This window comes from Actinomadura violacea, from assembly GCF_017573465.1.
Classification (GTDB): Bacteria; Actinomycetota; Actinomycetes; order Streptosporangiales; family Streptosporangiaceae; genus Spirillospora; species Spirillospora violacea.
This window is the reverse complement of the sequence record NZ_JAGEPF010000007.1, coordinates 74657-99189: the sequence shown is the minus strand read 5'-3', so window position 1 is coordinate 99189 and position 24533 is coordinate 74657. Positions and strand designations below refer to the sequence as shown.

The following is a 24533-nucleotide window of genomic DNA, read 5'->3' as shown; positions in this document are numbered from 1 at the left end:
CCACTGAGCGGTGCCCCACTGCTGTGCGGACCGTCCGCGTTTACCGGAACCTCCCGCACCTGAGCGAGTCGGTGGGTCTCAGGGTTCGGTTCGTTCGGGCGCGCGGAGGTCGGCTCGGCCAGTGTGCAGGTAGCGCGCGCGTCCCTCGCCGTCGTCTCCGAGGAATGCGACGGGTCCGTGGCCGGGTTCCGCGGGGAGCAGGGAGTCCCCGCGCCAGCCGAGGAGTTCCGTCCGGTACGGCTCGTCGCCGGCCTCGACTGCGAAGCCGAGGGGGACCTGGTCGAGCCACAGCCGTCCCCGTTCGTCCGCGCTCACCGTGGTCCGGCTCGTGCTCGACTGGTAGACGCCCTCGTAGCGCCTGGCGTCCGGGCGCACGGTGGAGTCCGGGACGGGCTTCGCGGGCGTCTCGACGACCCTGCCGAGGATCTCCTTCATCAGCGGCTTGCGGTCGCCGCCGTTGGTGAAGACCGCAACGCACACGTCGCGGGTCGGGTCGACCCGGAGGACGGCCGACTGCCCGATGGTGTTGCCGTCGTGGCCGAACATCGGGCCGCCCGGCAGGTCGTAGAGCTCCCAGCCCAGGCCCCAGGCCGTCCCCCAGCCGATGTCCGGGAGGGTGACCTGCGGTTCCCGCATGGCCTGCAGTCCCTCGTCGGTGAGATGCGCGCGGGCGAAGGCCAGCAGGTCGCGCGGGGTCATGGCGAGCATCGACCCGGCGGGGGCGTTCGAGCGCGGCAGCGCCCAGACCGGGACGGGCCGCCCGCCGATGTGCCCCACCGCCGCGCGATGCAGGATCGCCTCGTACGGATCGCACGCCGCGTGCGTCATGCCCAGAGGCGTGAACAGGTGGTTCCGAATGCACCGGTCGAACGGCTCGCCCCGCACCACCTCGACGATTCGCCCGAGCACGCTGAAGCCCGCGTTGTTGTAGGAGAACATCTCCCCCGGCTCGAAGAGCTGCGGCACGTCGGCCAGCAGTTCCACATACCTCTTCAGGCAGTCGTCGCCTTTGCCCGTGTCGGTGAACACGTCCCCTTCGAACCCGGCCGTGTGGCACAGCAGCTGCCGGACGGTCGCCTTCCGGAACCCGGGCAGGTAGCTGTCCACCGGCGCGTCGAGCTCCACCAGCCCCTCAGCGACGAGGCCCATCACCAGCGTCGCCGTCAGCGGCTTGGTGATCGACCCGATCTGGAAGACGGAGTCGACCGTCGCCTCCACCCCCGTCGCCGTGCTCAGCACCCCGGCCGCCGCCTCGACGACCCGCCCGCCGGCGTCGACGGCGACCGCCACCCCCGGCACCTCGTACTGCTCCGCCAGCCCCGGCAGCCGCTCCCGCAGCCACCCCTCGACCTCAGCGATCTCCATCCTCATCCGCCCACCGTAGACGGCTATTCCGGCAGCCGTCGGTCGTGCTCAAGCGGGGGCGGGACCGTCGTCCCCTCCGGCTTCGCGCCGTCCGGTGCGCGAGATTCGGAGAGGGCGCGCAGGCAGGACGCCGCGCGCGCCAGGTCCGCGGCGGCGATCGTCGCGGCCGTGATGTGGGCGTCGATGACGGCGGCGAACCATGGCGGGGTCTCCTGGACGTCCTGGAGCCGCCGCATGAGGACGCGCAGGCGGGCCGTGGCGCGGTCGACGGCCTCGACGTCGGAGAGCAGCAGCGCGGCGGCGTCGGCGACCGGGCGGCGGCGAGTGGGCAAGGCGGCCTCCTAGGCGGGAAAGACGAGGGCGCCCGCGTCGCGCCGGACGAGGCGGCGCGGGCTGCCGTGGCAGAGGATGGGCCGGGCCTCGTCGAGGCCGAGGGCGCGCAGCCCGTCGGCCAGGGCGTTGTCCGCGGCGCCGACGTGCAACCGGGTTCGCGGCGCCGGGTACAGGCGGGCCGGTCCGTGGGTGCGGACGAGCGAGCGCAGCACGGCGCCCTTCCGCACGGAGTAGAGGACGAGGTCGCCCGAGCGCCACGGGCCGCTCGGGCCGAGCGTTCCGGCGAGCGTCAGCGTGCGGGCGTCCGGGGAGCCGACGGTGAGAGCAGCGGTCCTGCCGTCCAGGTGGACGTCGACCGGGGCGGTGAAGGCATCGTCGCTCCACACGTTCCGGTGGGCGGCGCCCGCGGCGGGGGTGCTCAGCGCCGTGGCGAGCGTGCGCAGGCCCGCGCCGCGCAACTGCGGGCGGCGCAGGAGGTCCCACCAGACGCCGACGGGCCGCGGGCACCACGGATCGTGCACCAGCACGCCGAGGGTGATCTCGTGGTGCGGTCCGAGCGTGCTCGCGCGGTGGTCGTGGACGTGCAGCGCGGCCAGCGCCCATGGGCCGACCCGCACCGGGACGCAGCCGCCGGTCACGGCGGCGGCCGAGGCGGCGTCGATGGTGAACCAGGCCGTCAGCGACGACGCGTCGGACGTGCGCGCGGGCAGCTCCACCGGCCCGTCGGGGGTGGGTTCGAGACGGTCGGCGACGGTGAGAAAGGGAAAGCCGGGCGGGCGGCGCGCGTCGTCGTAGAGCTGGTAGAGCCGGCGTTCGGCCACGGGACCGCAATAGGGAGCGAGGCGCTGCTCGATCTCCGCGCGGGCCTCGGGGAGGTCGTGCTCGATGTTGGCGGCGTACTGCTCCAGGCTGTGGCAGGCGGGGAACAGGTGCGTCGGGTCGGTGTAGTCCACGACGTACCAGCCGGGCCGGCGCTCGAAGCAGTTGCCGCTGCCCTGCCCGTCGAGGCTCGGGATGAGGTCGTGCCGGTTGGTGATGCTGGCGACCCAGGTCGCGGGGTTCGCGGGTCGCTTGAAATCGATCGGCGAGCCGATCGCGATGACGTGGGTGAGCCGGTGCCGGGCGTTGAGCGCGGTGTCCTGGCTCAGGCTCATGACAGCGGCGCCGCCGGCGCTGTGGCCGATGAGGGCGAGGTCGGCGCCGGCGGGGACCCGGTGGTCGGCGATCGCCTTGGCGAGGGAGCGGCTGTAGGGGCCGCTGTCCAGGACGGTGCTGCTGAACGCGCCGAGCAGGTCGGCGGGCGAGGCGTCGTCGGGCACGCCCATCCGCATGCCGGGCGCCAGCAGGACGTACCGCTCGACGTCGTCGGGACCGCGCACGGTGAGGACCAGCGCGCGGCCGGTCGGCCCGATCGCGGTCAGATCACCGAGCAGGCCGAGCAGGGACGCGTCCCGGCAGAACCGCGCCGCCTCCGCCGCGGTCGGCTCGGTGCGCACGGCGGCGCCCAGGCCGCGGTCCAGGCGCGCGATGACGCGGTTGCTCAGCCCGGTCAGCGGGTCGGCGGTCGCGGCGCCCGCGCCGGTGGCGATGAGCCAGGCGGTGTGGTCGTTCAGCGGGTTGCGGTCGAGCAGCGCGTGCAGGGCGAGGACCTCGCTGAAGACCGGGGACAGCGCGGTGAGCGCGCCCGCCGCCCCGCGGTCGGCGATCAGGGCGCGCAGCGCACCGGCCACCCCGGCCCGGCCTTCGCCGGCCGCCTCGATCAGCCGGCGTACCAGCGGGTCCTCGGCGAGCGCGGGTTCGGCGGCCGCGACCTCGGCGATGCGCAGCCGCAGCGACGTGGTCATGACGGAGACGGGCAGGCTCGTCGCGCCGGCGAAGCCGCCGAGCTTGGCGCCGAGCACGCCGAGCGCGCCGCCCGACGGCGCCCAGCCGAGCCCGGCGGGGTTCGTGACGGCCCGGGCCAGCGCCCGCTGCGCGCGCCATCCCTCGCGCGGCGCGCGGCACGCGGCGGCGGCGATCCGCGGATCGGCGAGCGCGGCCGTGGCGTGCGCGGACGCCTCGCGGAGCGTGTGCGCGATCTCGGCGAGCTCGCGGGCGGCGGCGGGCAGCCGCGGTGCGGCGCCCGCCTCCCCCGGCCCGCCGCCCGCGGTCATCGCAGCGCTCCTCGCCAGGTCATGCTCACGAAGCGGGGCCGCGGGTCCTCGGGGGTGTTGCGGGCCAGCACGTCGCCGATCGTGCGGGTCTCGGCGATCGTCCGCAGGCCGAAGCGGGTGAAGGTCTCGGCGTTCAGCACGCGCGGGGCCAGCAGCGGGTTGGTGAGCGCCTGCGAGAACGCGTCGATCGCGATGATCTTGGTGAGGAGCGGGGGCAGGACGGCGGCGGGCGACCCGGGCTCCTCCGCGAACAGCCCGACGTACAGCTCCAGGTCGTCGGCGCTCCGGTAGCGGTCGGCCAGCGCTTCCCGCACCCGCGGGGCGCCCGAGACCCGGGCGAAGTCCCGCACCCTGGGGAAGCGGCAGTGGGCCCGGTAGTCGTTGTAGGACGCCAGTTGCAGGGCGCGTCCGTCGGCGATCGAGGACACCTCGACCTCGCGCAGGAGCGGGTCGGTGTTGAACAGGCCGATGCGTCCGGCGCGCTGTTCGGAGGCGTCCTCGAACAGCCGGCCGAGCCCGGGCGCGGGGATCAGCGCGGCCCCGAACAGCGTCCGCACCGCGGGCAGTTCGGCGTCCCCGACGACCAGGTCCGACGGGATGAGGCTGTGCCAGCGGTACACGAGGTTGAACTCGACCGAGGCCCAGTTCTGGCGGTGCCAGTGCGCACGGCGCAGCGTCCGGCCGAGGCGCGGGTCCAGCAGGAACCGGAAGTGGTACGGCGTGATGTGGTTGATGTACTCCTCGACGACGAGCCGGATGACCTCGACGATGACGATGTTGCGGGCGGTCTGGAAGAGCCGCTCGTCGTCCCAGCCGGGGTTCTCCGCGGCGAGCGCCCGGGCGACCCGGTTGTGCTCGCGCAGGAACAGCACCGTCATCATCGTGAAGCCGACCTGGACGTTGCCGCGGTCGCCGCCGGTCGCGAACAGGGTGTCGCGCCCCTCGTCGGTGAGCCGTTCCATGCGGACCACCGACAGCGCCGAGAACTCCGCCTTGACCTTGCCGTTCTCGCACAGATAGGGCGGGAACTCGCCGCCGTTGAGGAGCTGGCTCTTGAGCAGGCCGCCCTCGTGGGCGCGGACGGCGTCGGTGGCCTCGGCGTCCAGCCCGTACAGCGGGTTGAGGTCGATCTCGTGGTTGGAGGTGCTGCGGCGCGGGTCGCGGGGCTCGCGCGACTCCCCGCGCAGGAACCCGTCGGTGAACCACTGGGCGAAGTAGGCGAACAGGACCGTCGAGCGGGGGCAGGGGATCATCGCGCCGTCCCGGACGAACAGGTCCGCGGCCTGCTCCACCGTCGGGCGGCCGGTCTCCTGGTCGGGGACGGGCGGCAGGTGGCGGCCGCTGTAGGTGCGGTCGGTCAGCGAGGACCAGGACGTGTAGGGCGCCATGGTGCTCAGCGGTTCGGGGCGCGGCGGCATCTCCCGGACGGCGTGGTCGATCACGGCGGCGTTGATGCGGCGGCGCAGCCCGGTCGAGCTCTCGGCGAGCCGCCACAGCGGCCGGCCGCGGGTCAGCGCGAGGAACCGCAGCCGGTTGCGCGCGCCGTCGGAGGCGAAGCCGCGGGCGCTCTGACGGGTCCGTCGCACGGTCATGCCTCCTCGCGCGCCGGAACGTCGAACCGCAGATCGAGGGCGTCGGGGAAGACGTCCCGGTCCCGGCGCACCTCCCCGGCGGCGCGCAGGCCGGGCCGCAGCATGACGCGGCGGACGGTCTCGGCGATGACGGCCCGGCCCGGGTGCACGCCCAGGCAGGCGTGGGGACCGTGGCCGAAGTGCAGCCAGGCGTCCTCGGCCCGGTCGGTCCGGAAGGCGGCGGGGTCGTCGACCGCGTCGTCGTCGAACATGGCGGACGCAACGGCGGCCAGCACGAGGCGTCCGGCCGGGACGGCCTCCCCGCTGGGCAGTACGTGGTCGTGCGCGCAGAACCGGACGATCATCTTCAGGAAGGGGTCGAACCGCAGCGCCTCCCAGACGTAGGGGTCGAACCGCGCGGGGTCGCCGGCGGCCTCGGCGGCCTCGGCGTGCAGATCGGGCCGGGCGAGCAGCAGCGACACCACGTTCGTCATGGACCCGGCGGCGTTCTCCACGAACCCCAGCAGCAGGCCCGCGACGTTGACCGCGACGCGCTCGTCGTCGAAGCCGAGTTCGGCGGGCAGCCGGGTCCGGACGAGCCGGCCGAGCACGTCGGCGCCGCCCGGTGCCTCCCGCCGCTCGGCGACCAGCCCGCGCAGGTACGCCATCATCTCCGCGCCCGCGGCGGCCGACTCGGCGCGCACGCCGGGATCGCCGGCGAGGTTGGCGGTCACGTCGGTCATGATCGTCCGCGACCAGCGCGACAGGGTCCGCTCGTCGGGTCCCGGGAAGCCGAAGTAGCCGGCGCAGACCTTCAGCGGAACGCCCCTGAACAGGTCGCTGACCGCGTCGAGCCCGCCGCCGGCCTCGTCCAGCGCCCGCTCGGCGAGCTCTCCCGCGAGCGCGCGGACACCGGGCACGTCCTCGGGCGCGAGCATGACCTGCATCAGGCCCTTCTCGCGCCAGTTCAGCGGGGTCCCGTCGCGGGTCAGCATGATCGGGGCGCCGAGCGCGGACTCCATCGCCGGCCCGTAGGCGGCGACCGGGAACGACGCCGGGCGGTCCAGCACGTCGAGGACGTCGGCGTGCCGGGTGACCAGGGTGAACGCCGGGGCGGCGAGGACGGGCCGCGCGGCGCGCAGCTCGGCGAACAGCTCCCGCCAGCCGGTGCGCAGCCAGCCGGCCAGCCGGGCCTGCGCGGCGGGCGGATCGGTCCGGGCGAGCCTGTCGTAGGTGGCGAGGTACCCGTCGGGTCGCATGGCATCAGCTCCGAACTCGTGACCGGCCGGATCCAGAGAGTAAGGAGCGGAAACGGGTGACGCCAAGAGATTTGGCACTTCATGTAGTCAAATGGCTTCACTCGGTGATGATTGCCTGTCCGTCAGGCAACTGCCGCCGGGCCGCGGGCCCGGCGTTCAATGGGTGCCGACCTTCGGGAGGGGCGATGACGGATCGGGCGCGGGGGGAAACGGTCCAGGTCTCCGAGTCCCGCAGGCACGCCTACCTGCTCGTCCTGGTCGTCCTGCCTCCCGTCGCCCTGGCCGCGGCGGTGGCGGTCGCCTGGGGGCGCGGGATCGGACCGCTGGACGTCCTGCTCGCCCTGGTCATGTACACCGTCAACATCTTCGGGATCAGCGTCGGCTACCACCGCCTGCTGACCCACCGCTCCTTCCGGTGCACCCGCCCCGTCCGGGTGGCGTTCGCCCTGGCGGGCGCGCTGGCCCTTGAGGGGCCGCCCTCGCTGTGGGCCGCCGAACACCGCAGACACCACAAGTACTCGGACAAGCCGGGCGACCCGCACTCCCCCTGGGCGTACGGCGACAGCGGCCTCGCTCTGCTGCGCGGCCTGCTGCACGCCCAGGTCGGCTGGTTCTACGGCGCCCGCCGGCGGTCGAACCGCGCGCACTGGGTGCCCGACCTGCTCGCCGACCCCGACATCCGCCGGGTCGACGCGGCCTACCCGGCGATCGCGGCCGCGTCCTTCCTGCTGCCCGCCGCTGCCGGCGGCCTGCTCTCCTGGTCGTGGACGGGCTTCTGGACCGCCCTCTTCTGGGCCGGTCTGGTCCGCTACGCGATCGTCCACCACGTCACCTGGTCGGTGAACTCGATCGCGCACTGCTTCGGCGACCGCGCCTTCCCCACCCGCGACCGCTCCTCGAACGTCCGCTGGGTGGCGCTCCTGACGTTCGGGGAGGGCTGGCACAACTGGCACCACATCGAGCCGACCAGCGCCCGCCACGGCGTCCTCAAAGGACAGACCGATCCGAGCGCGGCGCTGATCCGCCTGCTCGAAAGGCTGGGCTGCGCCTACGACGTCCACTGGCCGTCCCCGGCCCGGATAGCGCTCCAGGCGAGCCGCCTCCAGGACCAGGATCCGGCCCGCCAGGCCGCCCACCGCCCCGTGGACGCCGGATAGAACCGGCGCCGCGAACCGGGCAAGAGCGCGGTCCGGACACCGGCGGAACCGGTCAGGTGGGCGGCCCTGGCCGGTTCTCGCGGCGTTCCGTTGCGGGACCGTCAGCCGGTGCGGGCGCGGAGGCTCCGCGCCAGGGTGGTGATCATTACCGCCGCGGGGACGAGGTGCAGACCAAGGAGGGCGGTGGTCGTGGCGGTGTTCGCCCCGGAGATGAGCGGCGGGACCAACGAGACCGCGGTCAGCGCCATGGCCGTCCACACGAATCGCGTGGCGGGGCGCGTGCTCCAGCGAAGAAATGCGACGGCGATGCCGGTGCCCACGACCGAGAAGAAGCCGGTCACCACGGCGAACCCGGGCAACGGGATCGACTCGCCGCCATCGGGGAGCTCGAAGTCGACACCGGCGGCCTGGGCGAGCGCCGCGGCGAGGGTGGTGGCCGCGGCCGCCGCGAGCGCGGCGACCAGGCCGGTGCCGGCGAGCCCGCGGAACCGGCGGTCGCGGCTCGTCGGGTCCGGGGCCGGACCTGCGACGACGCCGCTGTCGTTCATGCTGTTCATGCCATCCTCCATCATCGGGTGGCCGGTCCGGGGCTACTCCGTGCCGTCCGCCGGCAGGCGCTCCGGCAGCCCCAGCAGCGGGAACCGGTCGTCGTGGAAGGTGACGATCTCGGTGATCGCCCCGCCGGTGACGCGCAGGACGTCGATCGTCAGCGGCAGGTACGCGCCCTCCGGCTCGCGCCAGAGGTAGAAGGCGACGGCGGGCTGCCGGTTCACCGAGGTCTGGACGGCGCGCAGGCCCTTCATGCCCTCGAAGCCGTCCTCGACCCAGTCGTTCACCACCGCGTCGCGACCGACCTGCAGGCCCGGCGTGGGCGGCATCGAGCAGCGGACGTCATCGCGCAGCAGTGCGGCGAGCCCGTCGACGTCCGTGGCCACGCTGGCGTCGGTGAAGCGGCGCACCAGCTCGCGCGTCCCGGCGTCCTCCTCGCCGCCGGTCCAGTCCTGCCGCTCGGCGGGCAGGTGCTCCCGCATGCCGGCGCGGGCGCGCTGCAGCGCGCTGTTCACGGAGTTGACGGAGTCCCCGAGGAGCTCGGCGACGTCCTTCGCCGGCCAGCCGAGCACGTCCCGAAGGATCAGCACGGCCCGCGGGCGCGGCGCGAGGTGCTGGACCGCGACCAGGTACGCCAGCTCGATCGTCTCCCGCGCGACGGCGACGATCTCCGGCTCGTCCGCGTCGCCGGCGGGCAGCTCGTCGAGCAGCCGGTCCGGGTAGGGCTGCAGCCACGGCACCTCGCCGCCGGTCGCGGGCTCGGGGCGGCGCTTGGCGAGCAGGTCCAGGCACGCGTTCGTCGCGATCCGGTACAGCCAGGCCCGGAACGTCGACCGCCCCTCGAAGGTCTCCCGCCGACGCCAGGCGCGCAGCAACGTCTCCTGCACGGTGTCCTCGGCGTCCTCGAACGACCCGAGCATCCGGTAGCAGTGCACGTGCAGCTCCCGCCGGTGCCGCTCCGCCAGCCCCGAGAACTCCGGCTCGCCGACCTCGCCCAGCCCCGCCGGCCACGTGTCCGCACTCATCACTCGTCCTTCCGTCTCAGCGTGTCCCGTCGCAGGTATGACGGATGGGGGCGGCAGAACTCATCACTCGGGCCGTTCGGCCCCGCTGAGCAGAAGGCGTCCGCCAAGCTATGAAGCCACTCAGCGCAGTACGGCCGCCAGCAGGTCGGCGCCCAGCGCCGTCAGATCGGGCAGGTTGAGGGTGTAGCGGACGTAACGGCCCTGCCGCCTGGCCGTGAGCAGGCCCGCGCGGCGCAGGACGGCGAGGTGGCGGGACACCTCCGGGGGCGAGAGTTCCCAGAAGTGGGCCAGCTCGCCGGTGGTGTGCGGGCCGCGGGCCAGGGTGCGCAGCAGCCGCAGCCGCACCGGATGTGCGAGCGCCTCCAGCCGGAGGGTGACCGTTTCCAGAGAGACCGGCTCCGCCGGGCCCGGCTCGGCCACGGGGTATTGCACCACCGGATGCCACCCGGGCGCGTGGACCGCCACGAGGTGCGGGCGGCCGAAGACGCTGGGGATGAAGGTGACCCCGGCATCACGGGCGGCGGTCGCCTTGTCCTGCACCTTGTCCACGATGATGCAGTCGCCGTCCGGTGCAAGGGTGACCGCGCCGGAGACCGACGCGAGTGCCGCACCGATGCCCTGGCGCCTGAGCAGTTCGTTCTTCAGGCGCAGATCGGTGGCGAGCTGCACCGCGACGTCCGCCCAGGCGCCGTCGAAGAAGGCCTCGGCGCATTCTTCGAGGGTGCGGCGCACCCGCGCCCTCACCGCGGCCGGGTCCGCGAGCAGCCGTTCCGCGAAAGCCTCCTGCAGCGCGCCCCGGGCCTGGGCCACGTCCAGGGCTCGCTCGCGCGCCATCGCATCGGTGAGCGGCGACGCCCCGCGGAAATGGACCCGGTTGCTGCCGCACGTGGTGACGAGCGCGGCGGTCACATACGTCTCGTCGTCGATCCGGTCCACGTCGTCCAGTTCCTCGGCGAGGGTCGGACGGGGCCGTGCGGGGATCAGGAAGTCGGCCTGTGAGGAACGCCAGAGGAACTCCGCCTCCCTGAGCCGCTCGGCCGGCTCCGGGCGCAGCCCGGCCCAGACGTCCGCTGCCCAGCCGGCGAACTGCGGGTGATGCCCGGGTTCGGCCAGCACGTGCAGCATCGCGGTCAGCTCGGCCAGCGGGGAGGCGGCGAACCGGACCCGCTCGGACGGCAGGCCGCCGATGTCGATCCTCAGCGTCATCCCCTCATCATCACCGCCCGGACGACCAGGTGACGGCGCCGATTGACGATGTGCGTCAACCGACGTGCCCTGCCCCGGCGGCCGCACGCACCGTCTGGCGCCATGGCAACCATCACCGGAATTCAGCCACGTGCCCTCGTCCGCGCTTCCGGAGGCCCCCGCTATGCCGTCGCCCTGGCCGTGGACGCGCTGGGCACCGGCCTGCTGCGGCCGTTCCTGCTGCTCTACGGCGTGACGGTCTTGGGGCTGTCCGCGCCGGTGACCGGCGTCGCCATGACGGCCGGCATCGTCGCGGGTCTGGCGTGCATGCCCGCGGTGGGCCGATGGCTGGACCGCGGCGCACGCAGCACGGTCGTGGCGGCGTCGATGCTGGTGCGCGTGCTGGGCGTGGCGCTGCTGCTGGCCGCCCCGGCGGGGCACGTCTGGCTTTTCGCAACGGCGGCGCTCTTCCTCGGCATCGGCAACCAGGCATGGCCCGCCGCCCACGCCGCGCTCGTGGCCACGGTCGCCCACGGCCGGGAACGCGACACCGCCCTCGCGGCGGGCCGCGCCCTGCGCAACGCCGCCCTGGGCGTCGGAGCACTCCTCGCCACCGCATGCCTGGCGGGCGGCACCACCGCACTGCGGGCGCTGGCGGCCGTCACCGCGCTCGCCTACCTCGCCGCAGCCGCCTTGGCGTGGTCGGTCCACGTGCACGCCCGTCCGGCGGAAGCCGCCCCTGCCGTGGATCGGGCCGACAAGCCCGCACCCCGGATGCTTGCGCTGCTCGCCGCCAACGTGGTCTACGTCTTCTGCCTCAACGTCCCGGAGGTCGCGCTCCCTCTGGTCCTGGTGACGCAGCTCCACGCATCCCCGGTGTGGCCGGCGGCCGTCTTCGTGGCCAACACGGCGCTGGTCGTCACCCTGCAGGTGCCGGTCACCGTCCTGATGTCTCGCTTTTCCCGGCGGACCGTGCTGGCCCTCTCCGGCGTGGTCCTCGCCGCGTCCTACCTCGGCTTCCTCGCGGCCACCTCACTGGGACACGGCTGGGCGGCCCCCGCCGTCGCCGCGGTGTCCGTGGTCTGCACCCTCGGCGAGATCATCTACGCGGGCAGCGCCACCGCACTCGTCACCGCCCTCGCCCCGGCCCATGTCCTGGGACGCGCCCTCGCCCGCTTCCAGCTCTCCACGGGCTTCGGCCTCGCCGTCTCCCCCGCTGTCATCACCACGCTCGCACTCCACGGCCCGGCCGCCCTCTGGGGCGGCCTCGCCGCCGCGACACTCCTCTCGGCCTCCGCCGTCGCCACCGAGAAAGACCCAGGAACTACTCCAGGTCGAACTTGACCGTCTGGCCGTCGATCGAAGTCACCTTGATCGTGACGGGGCCGACTTGTGCGCGCTCGCCGTTTCCGACCCGCGCGGGCGCCGAACCGTCCGCGCTCACCGTCATGCCCCCGTCGGAGATCCGCGATACGACGACATCGATGTCGTTGACGCTGATGGTCTGGCCGGCGCCGCTCACGGTCACATGGCACTTGCCGTTGACGCAGCGTTGCGAGTTGCTCTGGCAGCCCGTGAGCAGCAGCGCACCGCCGAGCGCGAGAACGGAAAGGACTGAGGCTGCACGCTTCACGAGAACTCCCACACGAACCGATGTCAGAGATACTGATGCGCCGGCCGCCCGTTCGGTTCCCGAACGTCCGCGAATGCCGCGCCGACACAACGGACCGACACCACGGGCCCGCCGAATGGGTTACGGTCGGCCGATGCATCTCCTCCCGTTGCTGCTCCTGGTCGTGGCGCTGGCGCTCCTGCCGCTGCTCGCCCTGGTGATCTACGGGCGGCTCGCGGTCCGCAACCAGCGCAGAACCCTGGCCGCACTGCGCCGGGACGGCCTGGCGTTCCTGTGCCGTCCAACCCTCGGCATGCGGAACATGGCCGGTTTCATCCTCAGCATCGACCAGAACTCGGTCGCTCTATGGAAGGTCGGAATCCGCCGGCCGAAACGAATACAAGCCTTTCCCAGTACTGGCGCCAAAGTCGCCCCGGCCACAGTGCGGATCAATACTGCTCGCAGGTCGTCCGGCCTGTCCATTATCTCCGCCACCACAGAACGCGTGGACGTCGTCATCTATCCGGACCCGACGATGGCGTACTCACGACCCGCCGATGACGCCTTTCTCGCCCTCGTCCGCGACAAGATTCAGGAGAACCTGGCACGCGCTCCCCGAGCCTACGAATAAACCCCCGCCGCGCGGGATGGCCAAGGTCTGCGAGTGCTCTTCCGGTTCGCTCATCAAAGCGCGACGAAGGTCAGGCCGCGTTGCTTGAGGGCGGGGAGGACGGTGCGCAGCGCCGCGACGGTTTGGGAGCGGTCGCCGCCGCCGTCGTGGCACAGCAGGATGTCTCCCGGTTTGGCCTTCTCGAGGTAGGCGGTGATGTGCGGGACGCCCGGACGGGCCCAGTCGCGGGGGTCGACCGCCCAGTCGACGCAGATCATCCCGAGTGCGCCGGCGGTCTCGATGACCTGCTGCGACCAGTTGCCGCCCGGGGACCGGAAGAACCGCGGAGCGGCCGATGACGCCTGGGCGATCCGGTCGTGCGCCTCGGCGATCTCCTGATGGATGCGCGCCGCGGGCAGCTGCGGCAGGTTGATCGGGTGGGTGAGGGTGTGGTCGGCGATCTGGTGCCCGGCGGCGACGATCCGCTGCACCAGCCGGGTGTTCTCCGGCACCTGCTCGCCGATCATGTTGAAGGTCGCGTGCACGTCGAACTCGGCGAGCACGTCCAGGACCTTGGGCGTCCAGTACGGGTGCGGCCCGTCGTCGATGGTCAGCGCCACCGCGTTCGGCGGCGCGGCCGGAGCCAGGTCGTGCAGGGTGTGCACCGGGCTGGTGACGGCCTTCATCGACCGGGCGGGCGCGAACCCGGGATCGGGCGGCGGCGCGGGGGTCCGGCGTGCCGCGGCCGCGTGCGCCGACCGGTGCCGCTCCGGGCGCCACACCTCGGGGACGGCGCCCGCGGCCACCCCGGCGGCGGCAGCGGCGATCACGGCGAGGGCCTGGCGGCGATGCATTTCGTTGTCCTTGTCGTAGGGGGCGTCGGCATGTATGACGGCGCGCGGATCATCCGAGTTGGCACTTGTCGCTCCTCGATTCCCCTGCCCGGTCGGGGCGGTCCTACGAATGGCGCCGAGGCTGGATTGTCGTACCCGGAGGGGTGAGCGCTGTCAGCTCTGTGACCAGTCTGCTGATGATCGGTGCCTCGACGGCGTGTCGGTCGGCGGCGCGCAGCAGTGCACCGCCGATGGCGTCCAGTTCCAGGGGGCGGCCGGCTTCGACATCGCGCTGCATTGAGGATCTGCTCTCCGGCGGGAAGTCGTCGTACACCCGCATCACCGCATCGGCGTTGATCCCGGCGGCGTAGATGCGGCTGATCGCTGTGGTCTCTTCGACGAGTTCGAGCAGTTCCTGCCTCCGCGCGGAGCGGAGCTCTCCTATGGACAGCCCGTGTCGCGTTGTCAGCAGTGCCATCGGGGCAAGGAAGCTCATCTTGCGCCACAGTGAGGCGGTCTGGTCGGACTGCACGTTGGTGTGGACGCCGGCCGCGTTGAGCATCGCGGCCGTGGCTTCGAGGCGCTGCGAAGACACGGCATCGCCGGCCAGGTCGATGTCGGTGAACGGGCTGCCGTGCTCGATGACGCCGGGAGCGGTCCGGGTGGACTCGACGCGGATGACGGCGGGCGCCACCAGTTCCGGGCGGTACCGCCGGCACAGCAGGTCCGGATGCTCGACACCGTTGAGAAGCGGAACGATCACGCCGTTGTCGACGGCGGCCGGCGGGACGCGCCGCAGTGCGGCCTCCAGTGCGGTCTGCTTGCAGGTGATCAGGCACAGGTCGACCGGTTCGGTGAGCTCGGTGACGGCCTCGACCTGCGCGGTGAAGTCACCGAACTGGGCGCTGTGCACACTGATCCCGGTGCGGGCCAGCGTGGCCGCGGTCGTCTCGCCGGCCACGCAGATCACCCTGTGTCCGGCGCGGGAGAGCAGTGCGGCGAGCAGGCCGCCCACGCCACCGGGGCCGAGCACGGCCACGGTCCAGGGTGCAGAGTCGTTCATCGTGCTCCTTCGTCTTAATAGGCACAAATCTGAGCGTTCAGTCGACGTCCTGGAACGCCGCGAGCCGTCAACCGGCCGCGGGCTCCCCGACCTAGGGCGCGCTGCGCTGGTAGGTGGGCCGAACGCCCCCGCGGGCGATGGTGTGCGCGGTCAGGACGAGACCGGCGCGTCCGGCACTGGTGTCGGGGGCCAGGCCGAGGTCGTCGGTGTCCACGGCGTGAACCGCGAAAACATAACGGTGTGCGGGGTCCGCGGTCGGCGGGGCGGCGCCTCCGTAAGCGTGAGCGCCGAAGTCGTTGCGCAGATGCAGCGCGCCTGCCGGGAGGTGCCCACCGTCACCGCGACCGGCGTTGCCGGGCAGCCGGGCGCACGTGGCGGGCAGCCCGAGAAGGATCCAGTGCCAGAAGCCGCTGCCGCTGGGGGCGTCCGGGTCGAAGCAGGTCACCGCATAGCCGCAGGTGCCTGCCGGTGCGCCGGTCCAGGTCAGTTCCGGGCTCTTGTTCCCGCCGCCGAGGCTGTCGTGGACGTGCCGTTCGGCGAGCGGACGGCCGTCGGCGATGTCGGGACTGTCGACCGTCAGAGGGGCGACCGGCGGAAGCAGGTCGTAAGGGGCGGGGGCCTGGGGCCGGCCGGAGTCGTACGTGCTGATCTCTACGAGGTTCTCGTCCGGGTCCCGGAGATAGATGCTGGTGATGGGACCGGTGGCGCCCGTCCGTGCGACCGGCCCCAGTTCGATGGGCACGGCCAAGGTGCGCAGGTGTTCCTGGACGTCGGCGAGGGAGGCGGCGCTGACCAGGCACAGGTCGGCCGAGCCGGGTGCCGGATGCGCGGCTCGGGGCTTCAGCTCGCGCCCCGCCTGGTGGAGGTTGAGCTTTTGTCCGCCGAACGTGAGAGCTTGCCTGCCCGCGCCGAAGGTCACCGGCCGCATCCCCAGCACGGTGCTGTACCACGCGACGGTGGCCGGGATGTCGCGGACCGTCAGGACGAGGTGGTCGGCGCGGACGATGCTGATCACGTCACGAGTTATACTCGTGATGTGGATGCCGATGCAACCCGCACCGGGGACGTGCCCGCCGAGGAACTGCGGTTCAACTTCCGTTCCGGCCGCCTGAGCCTGGCCCTCGTCGCCACCGTCGGCGAACGGTGGCGCGGCAACTACGAGCGCCTGCGGAGCCCCGCCGACCTGACGCGGTGGTATCGCGAGTGCGGACTCCTCGACGAACCGGTCGCGGTCACGCCGGCCGGCCTGCACGCGGCCCGCACGCTGCGGGAGGCGATCTACCGCGTCGCCCGCGCGGTGATGGCCGGACGGCCTGCCGCCGCCGAGGACGAGGCCGCCATCACCGCCGCGGCCGCCGTCCCGGCTCTGGTCCCCGTCCTCCATGAGGGAACCGGCCGGCTCACGCTGCCAGGCGGTGGCGGTGAGCAGGCCGCGCTGAGCACCGTCGCCCGCGACGCCATCGACCTGTTCACCGGCACCGCCGCCGACCGCATCCGCGAGTGCGCGAGTCCGGAGTGCGCCCTGCTGTTCGTCGACACCAGCCGTCCCGGCCGCCGCCGCTGGTGTTCCAGCACCGCCTGCGGAAGCAAGGACCGATCGGCCGCATACCGCAGGCGGCAACGAACCGGGCACGATCGCTGACCTCTGGTCTCACCGCGGGTCCTCATCGCCGTGGCGTGCCGGTCACCGTTCTCCGTGGTCGTACGCGACCGGTCGTGCCGCTGCGCGAACCGCGCAGCGGCACGACCGGGCCCCCATGCCGGCCGGTCAAGCCCTGCCGTTGTCAGGCCACCCCGGGCTCGGCGTATCGGCCTCGCTCTCCACTGTCAGGAGTCGCTCCACCACCAGCGCTTGCCGGGGCCCTTCTTGTTGCCGTTGGTGGCGCACTTGACGTGGCCGTCCACCTTCATGCAGGCGCGTATCCAGCGCTTCTTGTAGTCGTGGAGGAACCAGCCGGTGCGGTCGCCGCTGGTCGAGCCGCACGCCTGCCAGCTCTTGCCGCCGTTCCCGGTGATGTCGACCCAGACCTTGTCGCCCTTCTTGTAGCCCTTGAGGATCCGCGCGGACGAACGGTCGTAGATCCGCCCGGTCCGCAGGATGAGCTGGCGCCCTCGGTACTTGGTGACCCCGTAGTTGTACTTCGCGGTGCCCTTCCCCTTGTGGGAGATCTTCTCGCCCCATCCGGCGCTGGAGTACTTGCGGATCGTGCACTTCGCCGCGGCCGACACCTGAGCGCCGGCCGGGGCCGCCTGCGCGACCCGCAAGGTCCGTGCGGCGGGCGTTGCCGCGTTCGCCGGCGTGGTCGCGAGGCCGGCGGTGAGCGGTGCCAGCGCGGCGACGGCGAGCGCCGACAGCGCGGTGGTCCTGGTTCTGGTCCTCATGTTCTCCCCGTTGGATCGCCTTCCCGGACACGTGTTCGTGCCGGGTCCGCCGCGGCTCCGCGACGGCCACGAACAAGCTCGCAGGACGGGACGGACCGCCACAACGGATCACCGTCCCGTTGGGACGCCTGGGACGGTGAACACGTCCTGACGTGTGTGTTTGTCGGCGGTTTGGGAGACGTGGCACCATCTGCCGGACAGGGGGACGAGCGACGGAAGGCTTCCGTTGGAGACGACGGCCGAGTTCGCGCGGTTGCTGAAGGAGCTGAAGGAACGCAGCGGCCGGAGTTACGAGGAGCTCAGCCGCACGGCGCTGACGAGCCGGTCGACACTGCACCGCTACTGCGCCGGGAAGACCGTGCCCTCCGACGCCGAGACCCTCTCGCGGATCGCCAGGGCCTGCGGCGCGGACCGGCGCGAGACGCACCGCCTGATCGAGGCGTGGATGGCCGTCCACCGGGACGAGCCCGTCCCCCAGGCGCCGCCCCCTCCTCCTGCGCCGGACATCCGCGCGGAAGAACCACGATCCGCGCCGTCGCCGACCACGCCCGTGCCACGCGCCGCGAACGTAATGAGCGCCGCGCGCGGGACGCGGCTCGTCAAGTTCGCGGCCGTCGCTCTGGCCGTGGCGATCACGGCGGTGTCTTCGCTGCCCGGCCCGCTCCGTGCTTCGAGCGCGCCCCAGCAGGTCCACGGCCCGAGCTGGTCGGTCCACCCGAGGCCGGTCGATCCGTCGATGTTCGGGGTGACGATCAACTCCGATACCGGCGAGATGCCGTCCTTCCGGGTCGGGTCCGTCCGGTTCTGGGACAGCGGCACCCGCTGGTCCAACCTCGAACCCGAGCGCGGCCGGTACGACTGGGCGACCCTGGACCGGCTCGTGGCGGGCGCGGAACGCGGCGCTCTGGAACCGATGTTCGTGCTCGGCGGCACGCCCGGATGGGCGGCGCCGAACGCACCGCGGATGCCCTACCCCGACGGTGCCCGGGCCGCGGCCCCGGACGATCTCGGCGACTGGGAGGGCTTCGTGCGGGCCCTCGTCCGGCGCTACAAGGGCCGGCTCGCCGCCTACGAGGTGTGGGTGAACGGCAGCGACCGGCGCTTCTTCAACGACACCACCGAGCGGCTCGCCGAGATGACGAAGCGGGCCTCGCGCGTGATCCGGGAGATCGATCCCAAGGCGCGCGTGGTGTGCCCGAGCATGGGGGCGCTGTGGCGGCCCGAAACGGCGAAGGCTCTGAGACGCTTCGCCGACCTGGGCGGATACGACTTCTGTGACGCCGCGAGCGTCAAGCTCCATCAGCGGCGCCCCGCCGATCCGCCCGAGACCATGCTGGAACCTCTGCTGGGCTTGGACGCGGCGATGCACAAGGCCGGTGTCCATCCGGACCTGTGGAGCACGGGGACCACCCATGAGCTGCCGCTGTACGGCCCGCTCGACCAGGACCGGGCGGCGAACTACGCCGCCCGCTTCTATCTGACCGGCATGTACGCCACAACGCTCGGTATCAAGCGCATGTACTTCTACAACTGGGGCAGCACCCGGCTTCCCATCGTCCTGCAAGGAGTGGGCGGGACTCCCACCGGTGCCGCTCTTGCGGTCGAGCACCTACAGCGCTGGCTCACCCGCGCCAAGATCCATGCATGCGGCCATGGCCTCGCCATGGGCCTGCCCGCGAACGTGTGGCAGTGCGAGTTCGTCCTGCCCGGCGGTCCAGCCGTCATCCGGTGGACGCACACCGGGACCGCCGACACCGTCCCGCCACCGGGCGCCCGGGCCGTGCAGCGCCTGGACGGCGGCGGAAGCTCCGTGCATCCCGAGGACTCCGTCCGGATCACCGAACGGCCCGTCCTGATCACCATCGCCCCGCCCAGCGGCCCCTGAAGTCTGTGCGGGACCCGTGGGCTCCGCGCGCCCGGAGGCCCTAAACTGACGGTATGCCAGAAACCGTGCTGACCGCAGACGGCAGGGTCGCGGGCCGGCGGGCCAGGGCGACCCGGCAGCGGCTCCTGAGCCGCCTCACGGAGATGCTCGCCACCTCGCCGTACCGCGACATCACGGTGATCGACGTGGCCCGGCGAGCCGGGACGTCCCCCGCCACCTTCTACCAGTACTTCTCCGACATCGAGGCCGCCGTCCTCACCATCGCGGCCGAGATGGCCGAGGCGGGAAGGCGGCTGCGCCCGCTCGTCGAGGACCAGCCGTGGACCGGGAAGTCCGGCTACGAGACGGCGCAGCTGCTCGTCGACGGCTTCCTGGAGTTCTGGCGCGACAACGAGGCGGTCCTGCGGGTGGTGGACCTCGCCACGATCGAGGGCGACGAGCGCTTCCACACGCTGCGCGTCCGCATGCTCAACAACGTGGTCACGGCGCTCGCCGCGGTGATCGGCGAGATGCAGGAGCGCGGCCGGGTGGCCGAGAGCGTCCACCCCGAGGCGATGGCTGGCGCGCTCGTCGGGATGATGGCGCACAACGCCGCCCACCAGCGCGGTTACGAGTCCTGGGAGATCGGGGTCGGGAACCTGCGGGAGAGCATGGCCCAGCTGGTCTTCTGGGCCGTGTCGGGCAAGCGCCCGCCCAAGTAGCCCGCGCCCCCGCGGCCGTGGCCGCGGACGCGGACGCGCACGTCGACCGACGGATCCGGGAGCGGGTCTTCCGTCGTCTATTTTCTGATGCCCCATCAGATTTCGGCCTGTCCGAGGTTAAGCTGACGGCATGTCAGATAACAGCACCTTTCGGGCCGAGGACATCGAGCGGGACGTGAGCGGCCGGGTCCTGGCGCTCCGCGACGAGGACCTCGGCGTGTTCTTCAGGCCGCGCACGCTCGCGGTCGTCGGCGCCTCGGACACGCCGGGCCGGCCGAACACCGCCGTCTACCGGAGGCTGCGCGCCTGGGCCGGGCGCGTCGGCGCGCGCGTCCACCCGGTCAACCCCGGGCGCGACCTGGTCGACGGCGAGCCGTGCCACCGGTCGGTGGCCGACGTGCCCGAGCCCATCGACGTCGCCGCCGTCCTGGTCGGCGATCCGGCCGGGGTGCTCGACGAGCTCGCCGCCGCCGGGGCCCGGTTCGCCGTGGTCTTCGCGTCCGGCTTCGCCGAGCTCGGCGACGACGGCAGGGCGGCGCAGGAACGGATGGGCCGGCTCGCGCTGGACGGCCCCCGGGTGCTGGGCCCGAACACCAACCTCAACGCGTTCGAGGAGTTCCGCGAGGACCTGGACGGCCCCGCGATCGCGCTCATCTCGCAGAGCGGGCACCAGGGCCGCCCCATCTTCCAAGCGCAGGAGCTGGGCGTCCGGGTGTCGCACTGGGCGCCGACCGGCAACGAGGCGGACCTGGAGTTCGCCGACTTCCTGCGGCACTTCGCCGACCTGCCGGAGGTCGGCGCGGTCGCCGGATACGTCGAGGGCTTCAAGGACGGCCGCACGCTGATGCTGGCCGCCGACCACGCGGCCCGGCGCGGGGTGCCGGTCGTCGTGGTGAAGGTCGGGCGGACCCGGGACGGCGCGTCGATGGCCGCCTCGCACACCGGCAAGCTCACCGGGTCGGACGCGGTCGCCTCGGCCGTGCTCGGGCAGTTCGGCGTCACCCGGGTCGACGGGCTGGACGAGCTGCTGGACACCTCGGCGCTGCTGGCCCGCGCGAAGCCGCCGGTGGGCGGCGGGGTCTGCGTGTACGCCATCTCGGGCGGCACCGGCGCGCACATGGCGGACCTGTGCTCGGCGGCGGGCCTGGAGCTGCCCGAGCTGTCGGCCGGGACGCAGAAGGCGCTGCACGAGTGGATCCCCGGCTACCTGCGGGTCTCCAACCCGGTCGACAACGGCGGCCATCCGGTCGGCGACTGGCGCGGGCGCCGCATCCTGGAGACGCTCGTGGCCGATCCGGCGGTCGGCGTGCTGATCTGCCCGATCACCGGCGCGTTCCCGCCGATGAGCGACGTCCTGGCCCGGGACCTCGCCGAGATCGCCGAGCGCACCGACAAGCCGGTCTGCGTGGTGTGGGGCTCGCCTGCCGGGACCGAGGCGGCCTACCGGGACGTCCTGCTCGGTTCGCGGCGGCTGGCGGTGTTCCGCACCTTCGCCAACTGCGTCGGGGCGGTGCGCGCCTATTTCGACTTCCACGAGTTCCAGGGCCGGTACCGGTCCGCGTTCCCGGACGCGCCGCGGACCCCGTCGCCGGCGGCGGCCGAGGGGCGGCGGCTGCTCGCGGCCGGCCCCGCCTCGGAGCACACCGCCAAGGAGCTGCTGCGCGCGTACGGGATCCGGACGCCCCGCGAGGAGCTGGCCGGCAGCGCCGCGGCGGCGGCGCGGGCCGCGGCGGCGATCGGGTTCCCGGTCGTGCTGAAGGGGTGCGGCCCGGACGTGGCGCACAAGTCCGACCTCGGGCTGGTGCATCTGGACCTGCGCTCGGCGGCGCAGGTGCGCGAGGCGTACCGGCGGATCACCGCGCATGCCGGGGTCGACGCGGTCCTGGTCTGCGAGCAGGTGCGGGGCGGCGTCGAGGCGGTCGTGGGCCTGGCGCACGACGAGCTGTTCGGCCCGACGGTGATGGCCGGGCTGGGCGGCGTCTTCGTCGAGGTGTTCCAGGACGTGGCGTTCCGGGTGCCGCCGTTCGACGCGGCCGAGGCCCACCGGATGCTGGCCGAACTGCGCGGGTTCCCGCTGCTGGACGGGGCCCGCGGCCGGCCGCGGGCGGACGTCGGCGCGCTGGTCGACGTGATCATGAAGGTGCAGCGGATGGGGCTGGAGTTGGACGGGGTGCTCGCCGAGCTGGACATCAACCCGCTCGCGGTACTGCCGGACGGCGCCGTCGCGCTGGACGCGCTGGCCGTCGTCCACCCTTAGCTGACACCCCGTCAGTTTCCACCGCCGGCGACCTTCCGCAATCGGCGGTACGCCACTACCTTGTTTCTGACGACCCATCAGATTAGTGGGGATGGACACCATGAGCCTGTCCTTCGGCGAGCTACCGAAGATCATCAGCGTCGACGACCACGTCGTCGAGCCACCGCACGTCTGGCGGACCTGGCTGCCGGCCCGGCTGCGCGACCGCGGCCCGCGGATCGAACGCCGCGGCATCGGCTCGGTCGAACACATCGGCGGCGGCACCTACCGGCAGACCTTCGACGACGACGGCCCGCAGGCCGACTGCTGGGTCTACGAGGACCTCGTCTACATCCACAAGCGCCATGTCGCCGCCGTCGGGTTCGACCGCGACGACATGACGATGTCCCCCATCACCTACGACGAGATGCGGCCGGGCTGCTGGGACCCCAAGGCGCGGGTCGCCGACATGGAGCTCAACCATGTCGAGGCGTCCCTGTGCTTCCCCACCTTCCCCCGGTTCTGCGGGCAGACCTTCACCGAGGCCAAGGACCGCGAGCTCGGCCTGGCCTGCGTGCGGGCCTACAACGACTGGATGGTCGAGGAGTGGTGCGGTGACTCGGGCGGGCGGCTGATCCCGCTCTGCCTGATCCCGCTCTGGGACGCCGAGCTGGCCGCCCAGGAGGTGCGCCGCAACGCCGCGCGGGGCGTCCGCGCGGTCTGCTTCAGCGAGATCCCGCCGCACCTCGGGCTGCCGAGCGTCCACTCCGGCGCGTGGGACCCGTTCTTCGCCGCCTGCCAGGAGACCGGCACGGTCGTGAACATGCACATCGGCTCGTCGTCCAGGATGCCGGCGACCTCCGCCGACGCGCCGCCCGCGGTCTCCGCCGCGCTGTCGTTCAACAACGCGATGGCCTCGCTGTGCGACTTCCTGTTCTCCGGAGTCCTGGTCCGCTTCCCGCAGCTGGAGGTCGCCTACTCCGAGGGGCAGATCGGCTGGCTGCCGTACGTCCTGGAGCGGGTCGACGACGTGTGGGAGGAGCACCGGGCCTGGGGCGGCGTGCGCGACACCATCCCCGAGCCGCCGTCGACCTACTTCCGCCGCCAGGTGTACGGCTGCTTCTTCCGCGACGTGCACGGGCTGGAGTCGCTGCACCGGATCGGCGTGGACCGGGTGACCTTCGAGACCGACTACCCGCACACCGACTCGACCTGGCCGCACACCAGGAAGGTCGCGGAGGAGATGTTCCAGGGCCTGGACGCCGAGACCGTCTACAAGATCACCCGCGGCAACGCGATCAGGATGCTGAAGCTCGACCTGGTCTGAGCACTCCCCCGCCGCCGCGCCCGCCCGCGGCGGCGGGGACCCGCCCGCAACCACCGGAACGCCGTACGGCCCCGGAACCGTCCTCCCGGTTCCGGGGCCGTACTGTGCCGTGCCAATGCGGCGCGGGGTTCGTGCGGGTCAGGGCTTGTGGCCCACGGCCTCCTCGTAGAAGGTGCGGTCGACGGCCTCCGACTCGGGTACCGTCTTGCCCAGGGCGCCGCCCTCGACGTACGCCTTCTGCAGCCGGTCGGTGGTGCCCTTGCGGATCTCCCAGTCCCAGATCGGGGCCGGGACGGCGGTGAGCGCCTCCGGCTTGAGGCCGAGGCTCGACGCCAGCTCCCCGACGAACGCGGCGTTCTTCTTGTAGTCCCCGGTGAAGTAGGTGTTCACGATCCGGACCAGGGCCCGGACGAACGCCACGCCCGCGTCCGGGTTCTTGCGCAGCATCCCCGGCCCGTAGATCAGGCCGCCGAGCGGCTCCCCGAGCGGCTGGCCGCCGAGGAACCGCAGCCCCGGCTTGCCGTCCACCTGCTTCCAGACCGGGTCGACCATCCACGCCGCGTCCACGCCGCCGTTCTCCAGCGCGGTGACCGTGTCGGACGGCCCGGTGAGGCTGGTGAAGCGGACCTTCTTGAGGCTGGTGCCGTGCTTGCCGAGCACCTGGCTCATCGGGTAGGTGATCACGCTGCCCTTGCCGATGAGCGTGCCGACCTGCGCGTCGTCGAGCTTCACCGCGCCGGGCGCGGCGCCCTTCGGGACGCGGGCCCAGAGCCCGGACTTGGACTGCGGGCTGGAGGAGTAGTTGCCGAGCACCCAGCGCAGCTCGAACCGCTGCTGCAGGCCGTTGAAGAACGCCGCCTCGGGCGCGGACCACATCGCGTCGAGGTCGCCCTTGGCCAGCAGCGGGATCGAGTCGGCGACCCCGAGCTGCTTGAACTCCACGTCCAGGTTCTCCTTGGCGAACTCGCCCTTGGCGATGCCGAGCCGCAGCGGCGCCACGAACTCGGCCGACCCGGTGCTGGACGAGATCGTGATCTTGGTCTTCTTCGCCAGCGGCTTGGGCGCGGGCGCGCCGGCCTTGCAGCGGGCCGGGGCGCGGTCGGGCTCGAGGTCGGCTGGATCGCTCCACGCCGTCGCGCCGCAACCGGCCACCGGGCTGATCGGGCGCGCCTTGCGCGGGGTGTCCGCGCTGACGGCGCCCTCCCCGCCGCACGCGGCGGCGGTGAGCGCCACGGCGGCGACGATCGGAACGAAAACGGGCAGTCTCATGTTGTCCTCCGGCACCGA

Annotated in this window: 22 protein-coding genes; 8 read left to right on the top strand and 14 right to left on the bottom strand. The window is 72.7% G+C overall.

Going from position 1 to position 24533, the window contains the following annotated elements:
* Nucleotides 1–78: 78 nt before the first annotated feature.
* The 5 genes from J4709_RS11945 to J4709_RS11925 are packed head-to-tail and all read right to left on the bottom strand — an operon-like array spanning nucleotide 79 to nucleotide 6681.
* A complete protein-coding gene (locus tag J4709_RS11945; protein WP_232383369.1) occupies nucleotides 79–1371 on the bottom strand; it encodes a serine hydrolase domain-containing protein in 1293 nt (430 codons plus the stop codon).
* A gap of 17 nt (nucleotides 1372–1388) precedes the next feature.
* Nucleotides 1389–1697 (bottom strand): hypothetical protein, encoded by a 309-nt coding sequence (locus J4709_RS11940; RefSeq protein ID WP_208240192.1) that lies wholly within the window; start codon nucleotides 1695–1697, stop codon nucleotides 1389–1391.
* A 9-nt stretch (nucleotides 1698–1706) separates the two neighbouring features.
* The gene (locus J4709_RS11935) at nucleotides 1707–3851 is read right to left on the bottom strand and encodes an alpha/beta hydrolase family protein (RefSeq protein WP_208240190.1); all 2145 of its coding nucleotides are present in this window, start codon (nucleotides 3849–3851) and stop codon (nucleotides 1707–1709) included.
* Complete coding sequence (locus J4709_RS11930; RefSeq protein WP_208240188.1) at nucleotides 3848–5443, bottom strand: peroxidase family protein; 1596 nt, start codon at nucleotides 5441–5443, stop codon at nucleotides 3848–3850. The genes J4709_RS11935 and J4709_RS11930 overlap by 4 nt, the downstream gene beginning before the upstream one ends.
* Complete coding sequence (locus J4709_RS11925; protein ID WP_208240186.1) at nucleotides 5440–6681, bottom strand: cytochrome P450; 1242 nt, start codon at nucleotides 6679–6681, stop codon at nucleotides 5440–5442. Before J4709_RS11925 ends, J4709_RS11930 begins: the two co-directional genes overlap by 4 nt.
* Nucleotides 6682–6866: 185 nt before the next feature.
* Here J4709_RS11925 and J4709_RS11920 point away from each other — a divergent pair, with 185 nt between their 5' ends.
* Nucleotides 6867–7838 (top strand): acyl-CoA desaturase, encoded by a 972-nt coding sequence (locus J4709_RS11920; protein ID WP_208240184.1) that lies wholly within the window; start codon nucleotides 6867–6869, stop codon nucleotides 7836–7838.
* 101 nt (nucleotides 7839–7939) lie between these two features.
* On the opposite strand, the gene J4709_RS11915 is transcribed toward J4709_RS11920, so the two are convergent.
* The 3 genes from J4709_RS11915 to J4709_RS11905 form a co-directional block, all read right to left on the bottom strand.
* Complete coding sequence (locus tag J4709_RS11915) at nucleotides 7940–8395, bottom strand: DUF6069 family protein (RefSeq protein ID WP_208240182.1); 456 nt, start codon at nucleotides 8393–8395, stop codon at nucleotides 7940–7942.
* Between the two features lie 33 nt (nucleotides 8396–8428).
* Nucleotides 8429–9412 carry an RNA polymerase subunit sigma-70 gene (locus J4709_RS11910; protein ID WP_208240180.1) on the bottom strand — a complete coding sequence of 328 codons (984 nt, stop codon included), beginning with the start codon at nucleotides 9410–9412 and terminating at the stop codon, nucleotides 8429–8431.
* A 120-nt stretch (nucleotides 9413–9532) separates the two neighbouring features.
* On the bottom strand, nucleotides 9533–10618 hold the full coding sequence (locus J4709_RS11905) for a DUF5937 family protein (protein WP_232383368.1): 1086 nt from the start codon (nucleotides 10616–10618) through the stop codon (nucleotides 9533–9535).
* 102 nt (nucleotides 10619–10720) lie between these two features.
* Here J4709_RS11905 and J4709_RS11900 point away from each other — a divergent pair, with 102 nt between their 5' ends.
* A complete protein-coding gene (locus tag J4709_RS11900; protein ID WP_208240178.1) occupies nucleotides 10721–11941 on the top strand; it encodes an MFS transporter in 1221 nt (406 codons plus the stop codon).
* Here the strand turns inward: J4709_RS11900 and J4709_RS11895 are convergent.
* Nucleotides 11922–12230 (bottom strand): hypothetical protein, encoded by a 309-nt coding sequence (locus J4709_RS11895; RefSeq protein ID WP_208240176.1) that lies wholly within the window; start codon nucleotides 12228–12230, stop codon nucleotides 11922–11924. The two genes, J4709_RS11900 and J4709_RS11895, sit on opposite strands and share 20 nt — an antisense overlap.
* A 133-nt stretch (nucleotides 12231–12363) precedes the next feature.
* Between J4709_RS11895 and J4709_RS11890 the strand changes: the two genes are divergently transcribed.
* A complete protein-coding gene (locus J4709_RS11890) occupies nucleotides 12364–12840 on the top strand; it encodes a hypothetical protein (protein ID WP_208240174.1) in 477 nt (158 codons plus the stop codon).
* 53 nt (nucleotides 12841–12893) lie between these two features.
* Here the strand turns inward: J4709_RS11890 and J4709_RS11885 are convergent, their stop codons facing one another.
* The 3 genes from J4709_RS11885 to J4709_RS55535 all read right to left on the bottom strand — a co-directional run bounded on the left by J4709_RS11885 (nucleotide 12894) and on the right by J4709_RS55535 (nucleotide 15730).
* Nucleotides 12894–13673, bottom strand: coding sequence for a polysaccharide deacetylase family protein (locus J4709_RS11885; RefSeq protein WP_208240172.1), 780 nt, complete (start codon nucleotides 13671–13673; stop codon nucleotides 12894–12896).
* Nucleotides 13674–13776: 103 nt separating this feature from the next.
* Nucleotides 13777–14691 carry a ketopantoate reductase family protein gene (locus J4709_RS11880; protein ID WP_208240170.1) on the bottom strand — a complete coding sequence of 305 codons (915 nt, stop codon included), beginning with the start codon at nucleotides 14689–14691 and terminating at the stop codon, nucleotides 13777–13779.
* 115 nt (nucleotides 14692–14806) lie between these two features.
* Nucleotides 14807–15730 (bottom strand): YbhB/YbcL family Raf kinase inhibitor-like protein, encoded by a 924-nt coding sequence (locus J4709_RS55535; protein ID WP_307801168.1) that lies wholly within the window; start codon nucleotides 15728–15730, stop codon nucleotides 14807–14809.
* Nucleotides 15731–15751: 21 nt separating this feature from the next.
* Between J4709_RS55535 and J4709_RS11865 the strand changes: the two genes are divergently transcribed.
* On the top strand, nucleotides 15752–16357 hold the full coding sequence (locus J4709_RS11865; protein ID WP_208240168.1) for a CGNR zinc finger domain-containing protein: 606 nt from the start codon (nucleotides 15752–15754) through the stop codon (nucleotides 16355–16357).
* A 185-nt stretch (nucleotides 16358–16542) separates the two neighbouring features.
* Here the strand turns inward: J4709_RS11865 and J4709_RS11860 are convergent, their stop codons facing one another.
* Entirely contained in the window at nucleotides 16543–17097 is a 555-nt protein-coding gene (locus tag J4709_RS11860) for a hypothetical protein (RefSeq protein ID WP_208240159.1), read from the bottom strand.
* Between the two features lie 226 nt (nucleotides 17098–17323).
* Here J4709_RS11860 and J4709_RS11855 point away from each other — a divergent pair, with 226 nt between their 5' ends.
* The 4 genes from J4709_RS11855 (at nucleotide 17324) to J4709_RS11840 (ending at nucleotide 23246) form a co-directional block, all read left to right on the top strand.
* Nucleotides 17324–18982: a helix-turn-helix domain-containing protein gene (locus J4709_RS11855; protein ID WP_208240157.1), complete on the top strand. Its 1659-nt coding sequence runs from the start codon at nucleotides 17324–17326 to the stop codon at nucleotides 18980–18982.
* 53 nt (nucleotides 18983–19035) lie between these two features.
* Nucleotides 19036–19683, top strand: coding sequence for a TetR family transcriptional regulator (locus J4709_RS11850; RefSeq protein ID WP_208240155.1), 648 nt, complete (start codon nucleotides 19036–19038; stop codon nucleotides 19681–19683).
* 130 nt (nucleotides 19684–19813) lie between these two features.
* A complete protein-coding gene (locus J4709_RS11845) occupies nucleotides 19814–21940 on the top strand; it encodes an acetate--CoA ligase family protein (RefSeq protein WP_208240153.1) in 2127 nt (708 codons plus the stop codon).
* Between the two features lie 91 nt (nucleotides 21941–22031).
* Nucleotides 22032–23246, top strand: coding sequence for an amidohydrolase family protein (locus J4709_RS11840; protein WP_208240151.1), 1215 nt, complete (start codon nucleotides 22032–22034; stop codon nucleotides 23244–23246).
* A gap of 138 nt (nucleotides 23247–23384) precedes the next feature.
* Here the strand turns inward: J4709_RS11840 and J4709_RS11835 are convergent, their stop codons facing one another.
* Nucleotides 23385–24515 carry an ABC transporter substrate-binding protein gene (locus tag J4709_RS11835; protein WP_208240150.1) on the bottom strand — a complete coding sequence of 377 codons (1131 nt, stop codon included), beginning with the start codon at nucleotides 24513–24515 and terminating at the stop codon, nucleotides 23385–23387.
* Between the last annotated feature and the right edge of the window lie 18 nt (nucleotides 24516–24533).

Coding starts and splice junctions, on each gene's coding strand:
- J4709_RS11945 (WP_232383369.1), bottom strand. CDS start 1,371: ATGAGGATGGAGATCGCTGAGGTCGAGGGGTGGCTGCGGGAGCGGCTG.
- J4709_RS11935 (WP_208240190.1), bottom strand. CDS start 3,851: ATGACCGCGGGCGGCGGGCCGGGGGAGGCGGGCGCCGCACCGCGGCTG.
- J4709_RS11930 (WP_208240188.1), bottom strand. CDS start 5,443: ATGACCGTGCGACGGACCCGTCAGAGCGCCCGCGGCTTCGCCTCCGAC.
- J4709_RS11925 (WP_208240186.1), bottom strand. CDS start 6,681: ATGCGACCCGACGGGTACCTCGCCACCTACGACAGGCTCGCCCGGACC.
- J4709_RS11920 (WP_208240184.1), top strand. CDS start 6,867: ATGACGGATCGGGCGCGGGGGGAAACGGTCCAGGTCTCCGAGTCCCGC.
- J4709_RS11915 (WP_208240182.1), bottom strand. CDS start 8,395: ATGAACAGCATGAACGACAGCGGCGTCGTCGCAGGTCCGGCCCCGGAC.
- J4709_RS11910 (WP_208240180.1), bottom strand. CDS start 9,412: ATGAGTGCGGACACGTGGCCGGCGGGGCTGGGCGAGGTCGGCGAGCCG.
- J4709_RS11905 (WP_232383368.1), bottom strand. CDS start 10,618: ATGACGCTGAGGATCGACATCGGCGGCCTGCCGTCCGAGCGGGTCCGG.
- J4709_RS11900 (WP_208240178.1), top strand. CDS start 10,721: ATGGCAACCATCACCGGAATTCAGCCACGTGCCCTCGTCCGCGCTTCC.
- J4709_RS11890 (WP_208240174.1), top strand. CDS start 12,364: ATGCATCTCCTCCCGTTGCTGCTCCTGGTCGTGGCGCTGGCGCTCCTG.
- J4709_RS11885 (WP_208240172.1), bottom strand. CDS start 13,673: ATGCATCGCCGCCAGGCCCTCGCCGTGATCGCCGCTGCCGCCGCCGGG.
- J4709_RS11860 (WP_208240159.1), bottom strand. CDS start 17,097: ATGAGGACCAGAACCAGGACCACCGCGCTGTCGGCGCTCGCCGTCGCC.
- J4709_RS11850 (WP_208240155.1), top strand. CDS start 19,036: ATGCCAGAAACCGTGCTGACCGCAGACGGCAGGGTCGCGGGCCGGCGG.
- J4709_RS11845 (WP_208240153.1), top strand. CDS start 19,814: ATGTCAGATAACAGCACCTTTCGGGCCGAGGACATCGAGCGGGACGTG.
- J4709_RS11840 (WP_208240151.1), top strand. CDS start 22,032: ATGGACACCATGAGCCTGTCCTTCGGCGAGCTACCGAAGATCATCAGC.
- J4709_RS11835 (WP_208240150.1), bottom strand. CDS start 24,515: ATGAGACTGCCCGTTTTCGTTCCGATCGTCGCCGCCGTGGCGCTCACC.